The sequence below is a fragment of the Rhodococcus quanlei genome (assembly GCF_055231015.1).
In genome coordinates this window covers 71,271-84,783 of sequence record NZ_JBUYWD010000001.1, presented here as the reverse complement: position 1 = coordinate 84,783, position 13,513 = coordinate 71,271, and the positions used below count along the sequence as shown (strand labels likewise).

At 63.0% G+C, this 13,513-nt stretch carries 12 protein-coding genes; 4 read left to right on the top strand and 8 right to left on the bottom strand.

Going from position 1 to position 13,513, the window contains the following annotated elements:
• The first annotated feature begins 412 nt into the window (after window positions 1-412).
• Window positions 413-955 carry an NUDIX domain-containing protein gene (locus tag ACZI8Q_RS00420; RefSeq protein ID WP_463371522.1) on the top strand — a complete coding sequence of 181 codons (543 nt, stop codon included), beginning with the start codon at window positions 413-415 and terminating at the stop codon, window positions 953-955.
• A 75-nt stretch (window positions 956-1,030) separates the two neighbouring features.
• Here ACZI8Q_RS00420 and arc read toward each other — a convergent pair whose 3' ends face one another.
• Entirely contained in the window at window positions 1,031-2,806 is a 1,776-nt protein-coding gene (gene arc, locus ACZI8Q_RS00415; RefSeq protein WP_463371521.1) for a proteasome ATPase, read from the bottom strand.
• A gap of 183 nt (window positions 2,807-2,989) precedes the next feature.
• Between arc and ACZI8Q_RS00410 the strand changes: the two genes are divergently transcribed.
• Entirely contained in the window at window positions 2,990-3,484 is a 495-nt protein-coding gene (locus tag ACZI8Q_RS00410) for a WKL family lipoprotein (RefSeq protein ID WP_463371520.1), read from the top strand.
• A gap of 77 nt (window positions 3,485-3,561) precedes the next feature.
• On the opposite strand, the gene ACZI8Q_RS00405 is transcribed toward ACZI8Q_RS00410, so the two are convergent.
• Window positions 3,562-4,416, bottom strand: a complete 855-nt coding sequence (locus ACZI8Q_RS00405; protein WP_463371519.1) for a tRNA (adenine-N1)-methyltransferase — start codon at window positions 4,414-4,416, stop codon at window positions 3,562-3,564.
• 68 nt (window positions 4,417-4,484) lie between these two features.
• On the opposite strand from ACZI8Q_RS00405, the gene ACZI8Q_RS00400 reads away from it, so the two are divergent.
• Window positions 4,485-5,396: a RecB family exonuclease gene (locus ACZI8Q_RS00400; RefSeq protein ID WP_463371518.1), complete on the top strand. Its 912-nt coding sequence runs from the start codon at window positions 4,485-4,487 to the stop codon at window positions 5,394-5,396.
• Window positions 5,393-6,211 carry a thioesterase family protein gene (locus tag ACZI8Q_RS00395; protein ID WP_463371517.1) on the top strand — a complete coding sequence of 273 codons (819 nt, stop codon included), beginning with the start codon at window positions 5,393-5,395 and terminating at the stop codon, window positions 6,209-6,211. Before ACZI8Q_RS00400 ends, ACZI8Q_RS00395 begins: the two co-directional genes overlap by 4 nt.
• Here ACZI8Q_RS00395 and hisG read toward each other — a convergent pair.
• From hisG to metH, 6 genes are read right to left on the bottom strand one after another with little or no spacing between them, the layout of a single operon-like run.
• Entirely contained in the window at window positions 6,189-7,040 is an 852-nt protein-coding gene (gene hisG / locus ACZI8Q_RS00390; protein ID WP_463371516.1) for an ATP phosphoribosyltransferase, read from the bottom strand. The genes ACZI8Q_RS00395 and hisG overlap by 23 nt on opposite strands.
• Window positions 7,041-7,093: 53 nt before the next feature.
• A complete protein-coding gene (locus ACZI8Q_RS00385; protein WP_463371515.1) occupies window positions 7,094-7,375 on the bottom strand; it encodes a phosphoribosyl-ATP diphosphatase in 282 nt (93 codons plus the stop codon).
• A 30-nt stretch (window positions 7,376-7,405) separates the two neighbouring features.
• Window positions 7,406-8,299 carry a pseudouridine synthase gene (locus ACZI8Q_RS00380; RefSeq protein ID WP_463371514.1) on the bottom strand — a complete coding sequence of 298 codons (894 nt, stop codon included), beginning with the start codon at window positions 8,297-8,299 and terminating at the stop codon, window positions 7,406-7,408.
• Window positions 8,300-8,305: 6 nt separating this feature from the next.
• Entirely contained in the window at window positions 8,306-9,166 is an 861-nt protein-coding gene (gene trhO / locus ACZI8Q_RS00375; protein WP_463371513.1) for an oxygen-dependent tRNA uridine(34) hydroxylase TrhO, read from the bottom strand.
• Window positions 9,167-9,225: 59 nt separating this feature from the next.
• Window positions 9,226-9,939: an HAD family hydrolase gene (locus tag ACZI8Q_RS00370; RefSeq protein ID WP_463371512.1), complete on the bottom strand. Its 714-nt coding sequence runs from the start codon at window positions 9,937-9,939 to the stop codon at window positions 9,226-9,228.
• Complete coding sequence (gene metH, locus ACZI8Q_RS00365) at window positions 9,932-13,501, bottom strand: methionine synthase (RefSeq protein WP_463371511.1); 3,570 nt, start codon at window positions 13,499-13,501, stop codon at window positions 9,932-9,934. The genes ACZI8Q_RS00370 and metH overlap by 8 nt, the downstream gene beginning before the upstream one ends.
• Window positions 13,502-13,513 lie beyond the last annotated feature (12 nt).

The following is a 13,513-nucleotide window of genomic DNA, read 5'->3' as shown; positions in this document are numbered from 1 at the left end:
GAGTCGACGGCACGCCGAGGCTCACGACCGATGCAACACGACAGCAAGTGAGAACGGGCGGCACCGTTCAACCGTTCCCGACTTGCAGGCGTTCGCGGTCTCGTGTTCGAACCGACAGGTTCTTGACACGCAAATGGAGATCACGGGGACGGACTGAAACACTCTGTGCCAACCGACCTCCAAGGTTCTGGCCCGCCGGACTCCGGAGGCCTGGCTCAACGCCGAGATTTGGTCCGTTCGCTGGATGACATTTCCCAAAAGCTGCTCATGCAGGCTCCGCGGGCCAGAAGCGCCCTGGCCTCGCCGAGCGAACCCTGCATCTCCCCAGGCCCCCGGGCGGAGTCCGGAATCGCCAACGCCGGGCGGAACCCTATTGACGTCCGCTCGGCCACGCAACTGGCATCATCGACACATGCATTCGCCACACGGGCCCGCTTCGCCCGCAGATGAAGTGGTGGCGGTATTCGACCGTTCCGGACACGTGTGCGGAACGGCTAAACGGAGCCGTGTGTATGCGGAGGGGCTCTGGCACGCCAGTGCAGGAGTACTCGTCCGTTCCACGGACGGGAAACAAATCTACGTTCATCGGCGGTCCGACACCAAAGCGGTGTTCGCGGGTCATCACGACTGCCTCGCCGGTGGGGTCGTCGACCCGGGAGAAACACCCGAAACCACCGCACGCCGCGAACTCGGCGAGGAACTCGGTGTGGAGGGCGTCGAACTCACACCGCTGGCTCAGACGTCCTGGGACGGCAGGTGGAACGGACGCCCGCTGCGATGCCACCTGTATGCGTTCGAGACCCGCCACGACGGCCCCTTCGTGCACCAGCCGACCGAGATTGCCGACGGATGGTGGTGGACACACGAGCAACTGCTCGAGCACCTCGCAGACCCCTCGTGGCCGTTCGTCCCGGATACCCGAGTCCTGCTCGCCAACTTTCTGACCGCACCCTGACCTCGCCGCCCGGCGAATGTCACACCGGTTCGCCTGAGGCGAACCGGTGTGACATTCGTAGTGGAGGAGGGTGAGTCAGAGGTACTGGCCGGTGTTGGTTTCGGTGTCGATGGCGCGGCTTGCACTGGCGTTCTTGCCGGTCACCAGGGTGCGGATGTACACGATCCGCTCACCCTTCTTTCCCGAGATCCGCGCCCAGTCGTCCGGGTTGGTGGTGTTGGGCAGATCCTCGTTCTCCGAGAACTCGTCGACGATGGAATCGAAGAGATGCTGCACCCGCAAACCGGGGTTACCCGTCTCCAGAACCGATTTGATCGCGTACTTCTTCGCACGGTCGACGATGTTCTGAATCATGGCACCCGAATTGAAGTCCTTGAAGTACAGGACTTCCTTGTCGCCGTTTGCATACGTGACTTCGAGGAACCGGTTCTCGTCGCTCTCGGCATACATGCGGTCGACGACCCGCTCGATCATCACCCGCACGCATGCTGTGCGGTCGCCGTCGAACTCGGCGATGTCGTCGGCGTGCACAGGAAGTGCTTCGGTGAGGTACTTCGAGAAGATGTCCTGGGCCGATTCCGCGTCCGGACGCTCGATCTTGATCTTCACGTCCAAACGACCGGGACGCAGGATCGCGGGATCGATCATGTCCTCGCGGTTCGAGGCACCGATGACGATGACGTTCTCGAGACCCTCGACACCGTCGATCTCACTCAGCAACTGCGGGACGACGGTCGTTTCCACGTCCGACGACACACCCGACCCACGTGTGCGGAAGATCGAATCCATCTCGTCGAAGAACACGATCACGGGGGTTCCCTCGGACGCCTTCTCACGGGCCCGCTGGAAGATCAACCGAATGTGCCGTTCCGTCTCACCCACGAACTTGTTGAGCAACTCCGGACCCTTGATGTTCAGGAAGTAGGACTTGGCTTCTTTGCTGTCCTGCCCGCGCACTTCGGCGATCTTCTTCGCCAAGGAGTTGGCAACCGCCTTGGCAATGAGGGTCTTACCGCAGCCAGGTGGGCCGTAGAGCAGCACACCCTTCGGCGGGCGCAGTGCGTACTCGTGGAACAGATCTTTGTGCAGGAACGGCAGCTCGACCGCGTCCCGAATCTGCTCGATCTGACGACCGAGCCCACCGATGTCGTCGTAGTGGACGTCCGGCACCTCTTCCAGCACGAGGTCCTCGACCTCTGCCTTGGGGATGCGTTCGAACGCGTAGCCGGCCTTGGTGTCCACCAGCAGCGAGTCCCCCGGACGAAGCTTGCGGGTCGGCGAGTCCAAGTCGTACTCGACGTCCGCATTCTCGGCGTCGGCAAACACTTTCGCGAGCGGTGCGGACAACCACACGATGCGCTCCTCGTCGGCATGTCCGACGACCAGCGCCCGGCGGCCGTCGTCGAGAACCTCCCGTAGTGTGCTGATCTCACCCACACCCTCGAAGCCGGTGGCTTCGACGATGGTGAGTGCTTCGTTGAGGCGCAATGTCTGACCGAGTTCCAGGGTGTCCGCGTCCACGTTCGGCGAGCAGGTCAGCCGCATCTTACGACCGGACGTGAACACATCCACCGTCTGATCGTCGTGCGTTGCAAGCAACACACCGTAGCCACTCGGCGGCTGGCCGAGCCGGTCGACTTCCTCACGGAGTGCGATGAGCTGTTGACGTGCTTCCTTGAGCGTGTCGAGCAGCTTGGTGTTTCGGATGGACAACGAGTCCACCCGCGATTCCAGCTCACGCACCTGATCCGGCGACTCCGCGAGTCGGTGCCGCAGCGCCGCCGCCTCGGCACGCAACGACTCGAGCTCACGCACGGCCTCGTTGGGATCGGGGTTGTCAGTTGAGCTCATGTGCGTCTCCTCCCACTACGGTCTGTCAACGCTACCGGCAACGGCCGGAAAGTGCGTTCTGACACGGATTCCTTCGAGTACCGGATCGAGAAAAACATCTCATGCCAGCCACCGACCCGCCATGTTAGCCTCACCTATCCTTGAACGGATTCACCTCTGTTCTCTGTAACGAAAGGTTCTGCCTTGATAATCCGCAAATCGGCAATTGCCGCGGGTGCGATCGTCATCGCACTGGGAATGTCCGCATGTTCGTCCGATGATTCGAGTGACGCCGCCGACGCCACGAGTTCGACATCTTCCTCGGTTTCCGCGGGCGAGCAGGAGACGACGGCGGCTGATCCGGCCGCACCCACCGCTGACGAGCTCCAAGCCACACTCGCTGTGCTCGTGGATCCCCAGGCCCCCGTCGACGAAAAGGTCGCGCTCGTCGAGAACGGCGACGAGCGTAGAACCAATATCGAGGCGATGACCGCTGCGATGCAGAACTACCAGGTCGGCTTCGAAATCACCAACGTGCAAGTCGACGGCACGACCGCCACCGCAGACGTCGCCGTCACCAGCCCGCACGGTACTGCCGGTGCCACCCCGTGGACCTGGGAATATGTGGACGGGACCTGGAAGGTATCCGACGGAAGCACCTGCGATCTGCTCGGTATGGCCATGGCCCCCTGCAGCTAGCCGAAACAGAGCCGAGCCGGGTTCGGAGCCGCCCCCGACGCGCGTCACCGAACCCGGACGGCGCTCAGCGCGGCGCGCTAACCTTTGCCGGAGCGGCGTTGAGGTTTCGGGGTGACGGTACCTTCGGCGAGGCGCCGGACACTCACGAGGAACGCCGTGTGACCTTGCATTCGGTGCTCGGGGCGCACGGCCAGGCCGACCACGTGCCAACCACGAACGATCGATTCCCACGACCGCGGTTCTGTCCAGCATTCTTGTTCACGCATGGCTTCGACGACTCGTGACAGTTGGGTCACCGTCGCGACGTATACGACAAGCACTCCGCCGGGAACCAACGCCTTCGAGACCGCGGGCAGCGCGTCCCACGGGGCGAGCATGTCGAGAACCACGCGATCGACCGGCCCACCGGCGGTCTCGGCGTCGAACTGGGCGACGTCGGCGATCGTCAGATCCCAGTTCTCCGGACGCTCACCGAAGAAGGTTTCGACGTTGCGCACCGCATGTTCAGCGTGATCGTCGCGCACCTCGTACGAGATCACCCGGCCTTCCGGTCCCACTGCGCGCAGCAGCGAGCACGTCAGCGCACCCGATCCGGCACCGGCCTCGAGGACCCGGGCGCCGGGGAAGACGTCGCCCTCGTGGACGATCTGCGCAGCGTCTTTCGGGTAGATGACCTGGGCGCCTCGCGGCATCGACAGCACGTAGTCGACCAGTAGTGGACGCAGCGCCAGATACGGCGTGCCGTTGGTGGATTTGACGACGCTGCCCTCGTCCGTGCCGATCAGGTCGTCGTGCAGGATGCCGCCACGATGGGTGTGGAACTCTTTTCCCGCCTCGAGATTGACGGTGTAGTGACGCCCTTTGGCATCGGTCAGTTGGACTCGATCGCCCACTCGAAACGGTCCGCTCGGTCGCGTCTCACGCCCAACCATCGTCGAATACTCCTTGTTCGGCATGTCCGGCCGACGTCGTGTCGGACCCCCCACCTACCCTGCCAGGTGTGAGCATTGCAGCGTCGTCAGCCCCCATCGGCAAGGGTGCCACGTCACAAGAATCCGCTGATCCGATCGCACCCGAACGCATCGCTCTGTCACCTTCGCGGGCCGGGGATTTTCGGCAATGCCCACTGCTCTACCGGTTCCGGGCAATCGACCGAATCCCGGAGCAACCAACCAAGGCGCAGGTCAAGGGCACGGTGGTTCATGCCGCCCTGGAGTCTCTGTTCACGCTCCCAGCCCATGAGCGTGACCAGCAAAGCGCTGTCGACCTCGTGGCACCGTCATGGGAACGTCTCGTCGGCGAATCACCGGAACTCGAAAACCTCGTCGAGGGCACCGATGGGCGCGAGCAATTCCTTCGAGAAGCTGCGAAGCTCGTCTCCTCCTACTACCGCCTAGAGGATCCGACCAGGTTCGACGCCGAGTCGTGCGAACTCAAGGTCGAAACAGAACTCGACAACGGCGTCGTACTCCGCGGGTTCGTGGACCGAATCGACGTCGCCCCCACCGGGGAGGTCCGCGTTGTCGATTACAAGACGGGGCGTGCACCGACCGAAGCCATGGAGTCGAAGGCGCTGTTTCAGATGAAGTTCTACGCTTTGGTGCTTCTGCGCACACGAGGGGTCGTGCCCGCACAATTGCGGCTGTTGTACCTGGCGTCCGAGACCGTGTTGACCTATGCCCCGGACGAGGAAGAACTGCTGCGATTCGAGCGCACCCTCTCTGCGTTGTGGAAGGCCATCCTGGCGGCCGGCGCCAGCGGTGACTTTCGACCCAAACCAGGGCGATTGTGCAACTGGTGCGACCACAAGGCGCTCTGCCCCTCCTTCGGCGGCACCCCTCCCCCGTACCCCGGTTGGCCCGATTCCACGACTACGTTGGATGCGACTACCTCGACTGTGGAGCAGACATGAGCGACGACGCATACTTCGTACCACTGGGGCCGGGGGAATCGGACGGTACCGAACGATTCCTTGCGACCGACCACACGGTGAGCCTGTGGGCCCCGACCATGCAGCACGGCGCCCCACCGTCTGCCCTGCTGGTGCGCGCTCTTCAGCGCTGCGCCCCGAGAGACGGCGCCCGGCTCACTCGTGTGGTGGTCGAAATTCTGGGGCCGATTCCCATCGCCGAACTCGACGTTCGCGCCTGGGTTCAGCGTCCGGGCAGGCGTGTCGAGCTTGTGTCAGCCGAGTTGTCGGCAGCTATGACAAACGGTGAGCGCCGCGTCGTCGCCAGTGCAACCGGCTGGCGCATGGCCACCGCAGACAGCACAGCAGTGCGCCACGCTGCAGATCCGGTTCTTCCGCCGGTCACCGACGGTCGGGAGGGCAAAATGGACGGCATGTGGGGCGTCGGCTATCTCGACACCCTCGATTGGCGCTGGATCGACGAGATCGGCGGCGAAGGCCCCGGCCGGGTGTGGGTTCGACCGAAACCCGACCTCGTTCGGGGAGAATCGCTCACACCCCTGGATCGGCTCTTCTCCGTGGCAGACATCGCAAACGGCGTCGGAGCCAAGATCGATCCCGAAGAATGGACGTTCTTGAACACCGACATCACGGTGCACGTGTTCCGTGTACCCGACGGTGAGTGGATCGGTGTCGGCGCCGAGACCTCCATCGGTCCCGACGGTGTCGGCATGTGCGCCGGAGTGCTCTACGACGAGAACGGTCCGGTGGGCCGCATCGCGCAGACCGTTCAGGTCAGAGAGCGCGCACGGACCTGATGTTCGACGCAAGGATGGCCTTCGCACCGAGCTGTGCCAGCTGATCCATCACGTCGTTGTGCCCCTTGATCGGAACCATGGCGCGCACGGCGGTCCACCGATCGTCGGCCATCGGCGACAACGTCGGCGATTCGAGTCCCGGCGTGATCTTCAGTGCGTCCTCGAGGATCGTCTTCGGGCAGTCGTAGTCGAGCATCAAATTCTGCTGAGCGAACACGATGCCCCGAACCCGCTCGATCAGCTGGTTACGCGCCGCATTGTCGGCGGGCGACCCGGCCTGCTCGATCAGCACACCCTCCGAATCGCAGAGCACATCGCCGAATGCGACGAGGTTGTGCTGCTTGAGGGTGCGCCCGGAGCCCACCACATCGGCGATCGCATCTGCGACGCCGAGTTGGATGGAGATCTCGACGGCACCATCGAGACGGATCACCGATGCTTCGATTCCGTGCGCCTCCAGGTCGGCGCGTACGAGGTTCGGGTACGAGGTGGCAATCCGGCGCCCCGCGAGGTCTTCGACAGCCCAGTCGCGGCCGGCAGGTGCGGCGTAACGGAAAGAAGAACGCCCGAAACCGAGCGACAGCCGCTCAGCGACCGGAGCGCCGGAGTCACGGGCAAGATCACGCCCGGTGATCCCGAGATCCAGCTCGCCCGAGCCGACGTAGATGGCGATGTCCTTGGGACGAAGGAAGAAGAACTCGACCTGATTGGACGGGTCGAGGACGGTGAGATCACGCGAATCCGTGCGGCGACGGTAGCCGGCCTCGCTGAGAATTTCGGCGGCGGACTCGGACAGGGAGCCCTTGTTGGGAACTGCAACTCGCAACACGACGGTGCCTTTCGGGGATACGAAGGAAGATGGGGTCCTGTGAACGGCGCGGTTCACAGATGTCGGTAGACGTCCTCGAGCTTCAGACCTTTACCCACCATCAACACCTGAACCCAGTACAGCAGCTGGGAGATCTCTTCTGACAGTGCCTCGTCGCTCTCGTGCTCGGCTGCGATCCACACTTCACCGGCTTCTTCGAGGATCTTCTTACCCTGCGAATGGACGCCGGCGTCCAAGGCGGCAACGGTGCCGGAACCCTCGGGGCGGGTTTCGGCACGCTCGGTCAGCTCGGCGAACAGGGATTCGAAGGTCTTCACGGGTAGCCATTGTTTCATGACGTCATAGAGTGCCCCGATCGGGACTCCTCACCAGCTCAGGGAGCGCCCAGTTTCGAATCTGCGATGACCCCCTCCCAGCGGATCCTCGAATTCGATCGCGGAGGAGAGCAGTCGCAGCGGCGTCGAGAAGTCGCCAGGAACAGACCGTGAGAACTCGGGGTAGTAGTTGTCTCCCTCGATCGGAATCCCCAGCGAAGACATATGCATTCGCAACTGGTGAGTTCGACCGGTTCGGGGTTCGAGGTGATACAGGGCACGCTTCCCGCGAACCTCGACCAGGTCGATGGCAGTTTCACTGTTGGGCTCCCCTGGCACCTCCTCCGCAGTCATCACACCGTGCTCCTTCACGATCCGGCTGCGGATGGTGCGCGGAAAGGTGAGGTTCGGGTCGTATTGCGCCACCGCGCGGTATTCCTTGCTCACCTGCCGGTTCACGAACAAGTCCTGGTAGGGACGTCGGTGACGCTGCTGAATCACGAATACCAGCACACCTGCGGTCATTCGATCGAGGCGGTGCGCAGGCGTCAGTTCCGGGAGATCGAATTTCTTTCGCATACGCACCACAGCGGTCTCCGTGATGTGGGCGCCGCGTGGGATCGTCGCCAGAAAGTGTGGCTTGTCCACGACCAGCAGTTCGTCGTCTCGGTGTAGTACTTCGATGTCGAATGGGACGGGAATCTCCGGCGCCGGTTCACGATAGAAGTACAGGAATCGCGTCGGCGCGTACTTCGTGTTCCGGTCGACGACCCGCGCGTGTTCGTCCACGATCTCCCCACGGTCGACCATTTCGAGCCACTTTTCGGTCTCGCCGGGAAACTGCCCCGTCAAGAACTCCACGACGGTCGTGATGTCGAGCCCTGCCCGCATACGGATTCTGTCCGGCCCCAGCCCGTCCCGAATGGGAAGTGGTGCGTTTGCCACGGGCGGTCACTCGCTCCCGGCTGCGTCGGCGCACGCGTCGCACATCAGCACGAGCGTGCGCTCGGGTTTCGTGTCGTCGTTCTCGTAGCGAGAAGTGGGTGCCTCACACAGCGAGCAGTGACCCAGGGTTATCGCGCTATCACTGAATTCGATGTTCATCCGGTTGTCGAAGACGTAGAGCGAACCCTCCCACAATCCGCTGTCCTTGTACTTTTCCCCGTATCGGACGATTCCACCGTCCAGTTGGTACACCTCGTCGAATCCACGGGACCGCATCAGCGCGGACAGAACCTCGCACCGCACTCCCCCGGTGCAATAGGTGACCACTGCTTTGTCCTTGAGATGGTCGTATTTTCCGCTGTCCAGTTCACTCACGAAATCACGTGTCGTGGCCACATCCGGAATCACGGCGTCCTTGAATCGACCGATCTCGGCCTCGAACGCGTTACGGCCGTCGAAAAACACGACGTCGTCGCGCCGATCGTCGACGAGTCGATGCAGTTCGTCGGGTGCCAGGTGCACCCCGCCACCCACCACGCCGCCGTCGTCGACCTCGAGTTCGTCCGGTGCCCCGAAGGTGACTATCTCGTCCCGCACCTTCACGCTCAGACGCGGAAAATCGTTCCCGAAACCGTCCGACCACTTGATGTCCGCAGCCTTGAACGGCGCGTAGCTGCGTGTTCCCTTCACATACCGCTTGACGTTCGCAAGTTCTCCACCGATCGTGGCGTTGATGCCGTGCGGGGACACGATGATCCGACCGGTCAGGTTGTGAGTTTCCGCCAGGGTCTGCTGCCACAACCGAATCGCCTCCGGGTCCGGAAGCGGGGTGAACATGTAGAACAGGACGATCTTCGGTACAGCCACGGGAATCTAGATTACCCAGTCCTGCACCGAAGGCGTCACGATGCGCAATGCACGATGCTTCACCCGCGAGAGCCGGTAGCCCACACGTCATGGAGTTCCGCACCGGTCAAACCTTCGAGGCTGGTCCGGAAGACACGGGCCGGCGATTCGGGAACCGGAACCTCGCACGGCACGACGAGAACCGAACACCCGGCCGCTTCGGCAGCTGACGCACCGGTCGGCGAATCCTCGACCGCGAGACAACTCGACGGATGCAGTCCCAACAGGTGCGCGCCGCGCCGATACGGACCCGGGTGCGGTTTTCCTTCTGGAACATCGTCGCCGCACACCGCGTCGTCGAAGTACTCGCGTCCCAACCTGTCGAGCGCACGATCGACCAACCGGCGTTCTGTGTTGGTGACGAGCGCAGTTTTCAGTCCTTGCTCGCGCGCGAGTGCCAACGCTCGCTGGGCGCCCGGTCGCCACCGCACGTCGACGAACAGCTCCTCGACCCGCGAGTACATCCAGTCCTTGGCCTCGGAAAGTGCGTCGGGATGGGGTTCGAGACCCAACGAGTCGAAAATGATCGCCAACGCGTTCGTACTGGAGGCACCGATCGTCTTGCGGCGAGTGTCCTCGGTCATCGTGCCGCCGAGATGTACGGACAGCTCACGCACCGCAACGTCCCACATCCGCTCGGAGTCGAGCAGCGTCCCGTCCATATCCCACATGACGCCCGCGAGCCTGCCGTCGGCCGTGCTCGCTGGGCCGAAGTCCGTCAACACCTCAGACATTGAAGTACTTGGCCTCCGGGTGGTGCAGCACGAATGCGTCTGTCGACTGCTCGGGATGAAGCTGCAATTCTTCCGACAACTTCACGCCGATTCGTTCGGGCTCGAGCAAAGCCATCAGCTTTGCCCGATCCTCGAGATTCGGGCAGGCACCGTATCCGAAGGAGTAGCGGGCACCCCGGTATCCCAGATCGAAGAACTCTTGAACGTCCGCCGGATCCTGAGTGGCGAGGTTGACGCCATCGGGAAGCACCAATTCCTGGCGCACGCGCTGATGCCAGTATTCGGCCAACGACTCGGTCAGCTGGACGCCGATCCCATGCACCTCGAGGTAGTCGCGGTAGGAATTGGCGGCAAACAATTCGTTGGCGAAGTCCGCGATCGGTTGTCCCATCGTGACCAACTGGAACGGCAGAACGTCCACAGTCCCCGAGGCCTGCGCATCCTTGCGTGAACGCACGAAGTCTGCGACACACAGGAATCGGCCACGCTGCTGACGCGGGAAGCTGAACCGGCACCGCTCCGCTGCATCGGGCTGTGAACCCTCGAGGACTACGACGTCATCGCCTTCCGACACGGCCGGGAAGTACCCGTACACAACCGCTGCGTGCGCGAGAATGCCCTCCGTGCTGAGCCGGTCGAGCCAGTACCGCAGCCGCGGACGACCGTCGGTCTCCACCAGTTCTTCGTAGGTCGGACCGTCGCCCTTGCGTTGACCTCTCAGCCCCCACTGGCCGAGGAAAAGCGCGCGCTCGTCGAGCAGATCCGAATACTCGGACACGGCAACACCCTTGACGATCCGGGTGCCCCAGAACGGCGGCGTCGGAACCTCCAGGTCTGCCGCCACATCGGACCGTTCCGGAACCACGACCGGAGTTGCCTCCGCCTTGCGCTTCTCTGCGATCCGCTTCGAACGCTCGTGGCGGGCCTTGCGCTCGGCAGCCTTCTCACGTGCGGCAATGGCCTCGGGGCTGTTGGGATCGGGGCCCTCGCCTCGTTTGATCGCCATGATCTCGTCCATGAGGTGCAGGCCTTCGAATGCGTCACGTGCATAGGAGATGTCGCCCTCGTACACCTCGGCGAGGTCGTTCTCGACGTAGGACCGCGTGAGCGCGGCCCCACCGAGAAGAACCGGGAACTGTTCCGCCACACCACGCGAATTAAGTTCTGCCAGGTTGTCTTTCATCACTACCGTCGACTTCACCAGCAGACCGGACATGCCGATCACGTCAGCCTTGTGCTCGATAGCAGCATCGAGAATGGTGGCGATCGGTTGCTTGATTCCCAGATTGACGACGTCGTATCCGTTGTTACTGAGAATGATGTCGACGAGGTTCTTACCGATGTCGTGAACGTCACCCTTCACGGTCGCGATGACGAGTCGGCCCTTGCCGTCGTCGTCCGTTGCCTCCATGTGCGGCTCGAGGAAGGCCACCGCCGCCTTCATCACCTCGGCCGACTGAAGCACGAACGGCAACTGCATCTGGCCGGAACCGAACAGTTCTCCGACGGTCTTCATTCCGGACAGCAGCGTCTCGTTGATGATCTCGAGCGGGGGTTTCTCTTTCATTGCCTCGGCCAGATCTTCGTCGAGACCGTTCCGTTCGCCGTCCACGATGCGATGTTCGAGCCTCTCGAACAGCGGAAGCGCCGCCAGTTCCTGAGCACGCGATTCACGTGCCGAGGCCGCCGACACCCCCTCGAACAGCTCCATCAGCTTCTGCAGCGGGTCATAACCCTCGCTACGGCGGTTGTAGACCAGATCGAGCGCCACCTCACGGTGCTCGTCCGGGATACGGGCCATCGGCAGGATCTTCGATGCGTGCACGATCGCCGTGTCCAACCCTGCCTGGGTGCACTCGTGCAAGAACACCGAGTTGAGGACCTGGCGCGCAGCCGGGTTCAGGCCGAACGAGATGTTCGACACTCCGAGAGTGAAGTGGATACTCGGGTAGAGCTCCTTGAGCTGACGGATCGCCTCGATCGTCTCGATGCCGTCGCGCCGTACCTCTTCCTGGCCCGTGGAGATCGGGAAAGTGAGTGCGTCGATGATGATGTCGGACTCGCTCAGACCCCAGTTGGTCGTGATGTCCTCGACCAGACGCCGCGCGATCCGGACCTTGTGTTCAGCGGTTCTGGCCTGGCCCTCTTCGTCGATCGTCAAGGCAACGACCGCCGCACCGTGCTCGCGCACGAGCGTCATGATCCGTTCGAACCGGGAACCGGGGCCCGTGCCGTCCTCGTAGTTGACCGAGTTGACGGCGCACCGACCACCCAGATGTTCGAGCCCGGCCTGCAGAACCGCCGGCTCCGTGGAGTCGAGCATGATCGGCAGGGTGGACGCGGTCGCGAATCGGCTTGCGAGGGCAGCCATATCGTATGCGCCGTCCCGCCCGACGTAGTCGACGTTGAGGTCGAGCATATGGGCGCCGTCACGTGTCTGCTGCTTCGCGATGTCCAAGCACTTCTGGTAGTCCTCCGCGATCATCGCTTCACGGAACGCCTTCGACCCGTTCGAGTTGGTGCGCTCACCGATGACGAGGATGCTCGCGTCCTGTTCGAACGGAACCGACGTGTAGAGCGACGACGTACCCGATTCGTGAACAGGATTGCGCGTGCCACGCTCGACTTCCCGAACCGCTTCTGCCACCTGGCGAATGTGCTCGGGAGTGGTGCCGCAGCACCCGCCGACGAGATCGAGGCCGAACTCACGAACGAACCCGCTCAGGGCCTCGGCCAACTCTTCGGCCGTGAGCGGGTACTCCGCACCTTTCGGTCCGAGCTGTGGAAGACCGGCGTTCGGCATCACCGATACCGGAATCGACGTGTTCTTCGACAAGTGACGAAGATGCTCGCTCATCTCGGCCGGACCGGTCGCACAGTTGAGTCCGATCATGTCGACACCGAGCGGCTCGAGCGCCGTCAATGCGGCACCGATCTCACTACCGAGCAGCATCGTGCCCGTGGTCTCCACGGTGACGTGGGTGATGATCGGCAACCGTCGGCCGAGCTTTTCCATCGCCCGCCGACTACCGAGCACGGCAGCCTTCACCTGCAGTAGATCCTGGCAGGTCTCGACGAGGATCGCGTCGGCGCCGCCGTCGATCATGCCCATGGCAGCTTCGACGTACGCATCCCGCAAGTCCGCGAACGGCGCGTGACCCAGGGTCGGCAGCTTGGTACCGGGCCCCATCGAACCGAGGACGAAGCGTCCCATCCCGTCGCGACCGGGCCCCATCTCGTCGGCGACGTCACGGGCAATCCGGGTGCCTTTTTCGGACAGCTCACGGATTCGGTCGGCGATGTCGTAGTCGGCGAGGTTGGGCAGGTTGCAGCCGAACGTGTTGGTCTCGACCGCGTCCGCGCCGGCCTCGAAGTAGGCTCGGTGAATCTCGCGCAGCACGTCAGGTCGAGTTTCGTTGAGGATTTCGTTGCAACCCTCGAGGTTCATGAAGTCGTCGAGTGTGAGCTCGGCGTCCTGCAACATCGTGCCCATGGCCCCGTCGCCGATCACAACGCGCTGAGTCAACGCATCGAGCAGGGCAGAGTGAAATGGGGCAGACATGCCGTCCACAGT

Coding starts and splice junctions, on each gene's coding strand:
- metH (WP_463371511.1), bottom strand. CDS start 13,501: ATGTCTGCCCCATTTCACTCTGCCCTGCTCGATGCGTTGACTCAGCGC.
- ACZI8Q_RS00420 (WP_463371522.1), top strand. CDS start 413: ATGCATTCGCCACACGGGCCCGCTTCGCCCGCAGATGAAGTGGTGGCG.
- ACZI8Q_RS00370 (WP_463371512.1), bottom strand. CDS start 9,939: ATGTCTGAGGTGTTGACGGACTTCGGCCCAGCGAGCACGGCCGACGGC.
- arc (WP_463371521.1), bottom strand. CDS start 2,806: ATGAGCTCAACTGACAACCCCGATCCCAACGAGGCCGTGCGTGAGCTC.
- ACZI8Q_RS00385 (WP_463371515.1), bottom strand. CDS start 7,375: ATGAAACAATGGCTACCCGTGAAGACCTTCGAATCCCTGTTCGCCGAG.
- ACZI8Q_RS00395 (WP_463371517.1), top strand. CDS start 5,393: ATGAGCGACGACGCATACTTCGTACCACTGGGGCCGGGGGAATCGGAC.
- ACZI8Q_RS00405 (WP_463371519.1), bottom strand. CDS start 4,416: ATGGTTGGGCGTGAGACGCGACCGAGCGGACCGTTTCGAGTGGGCGAT.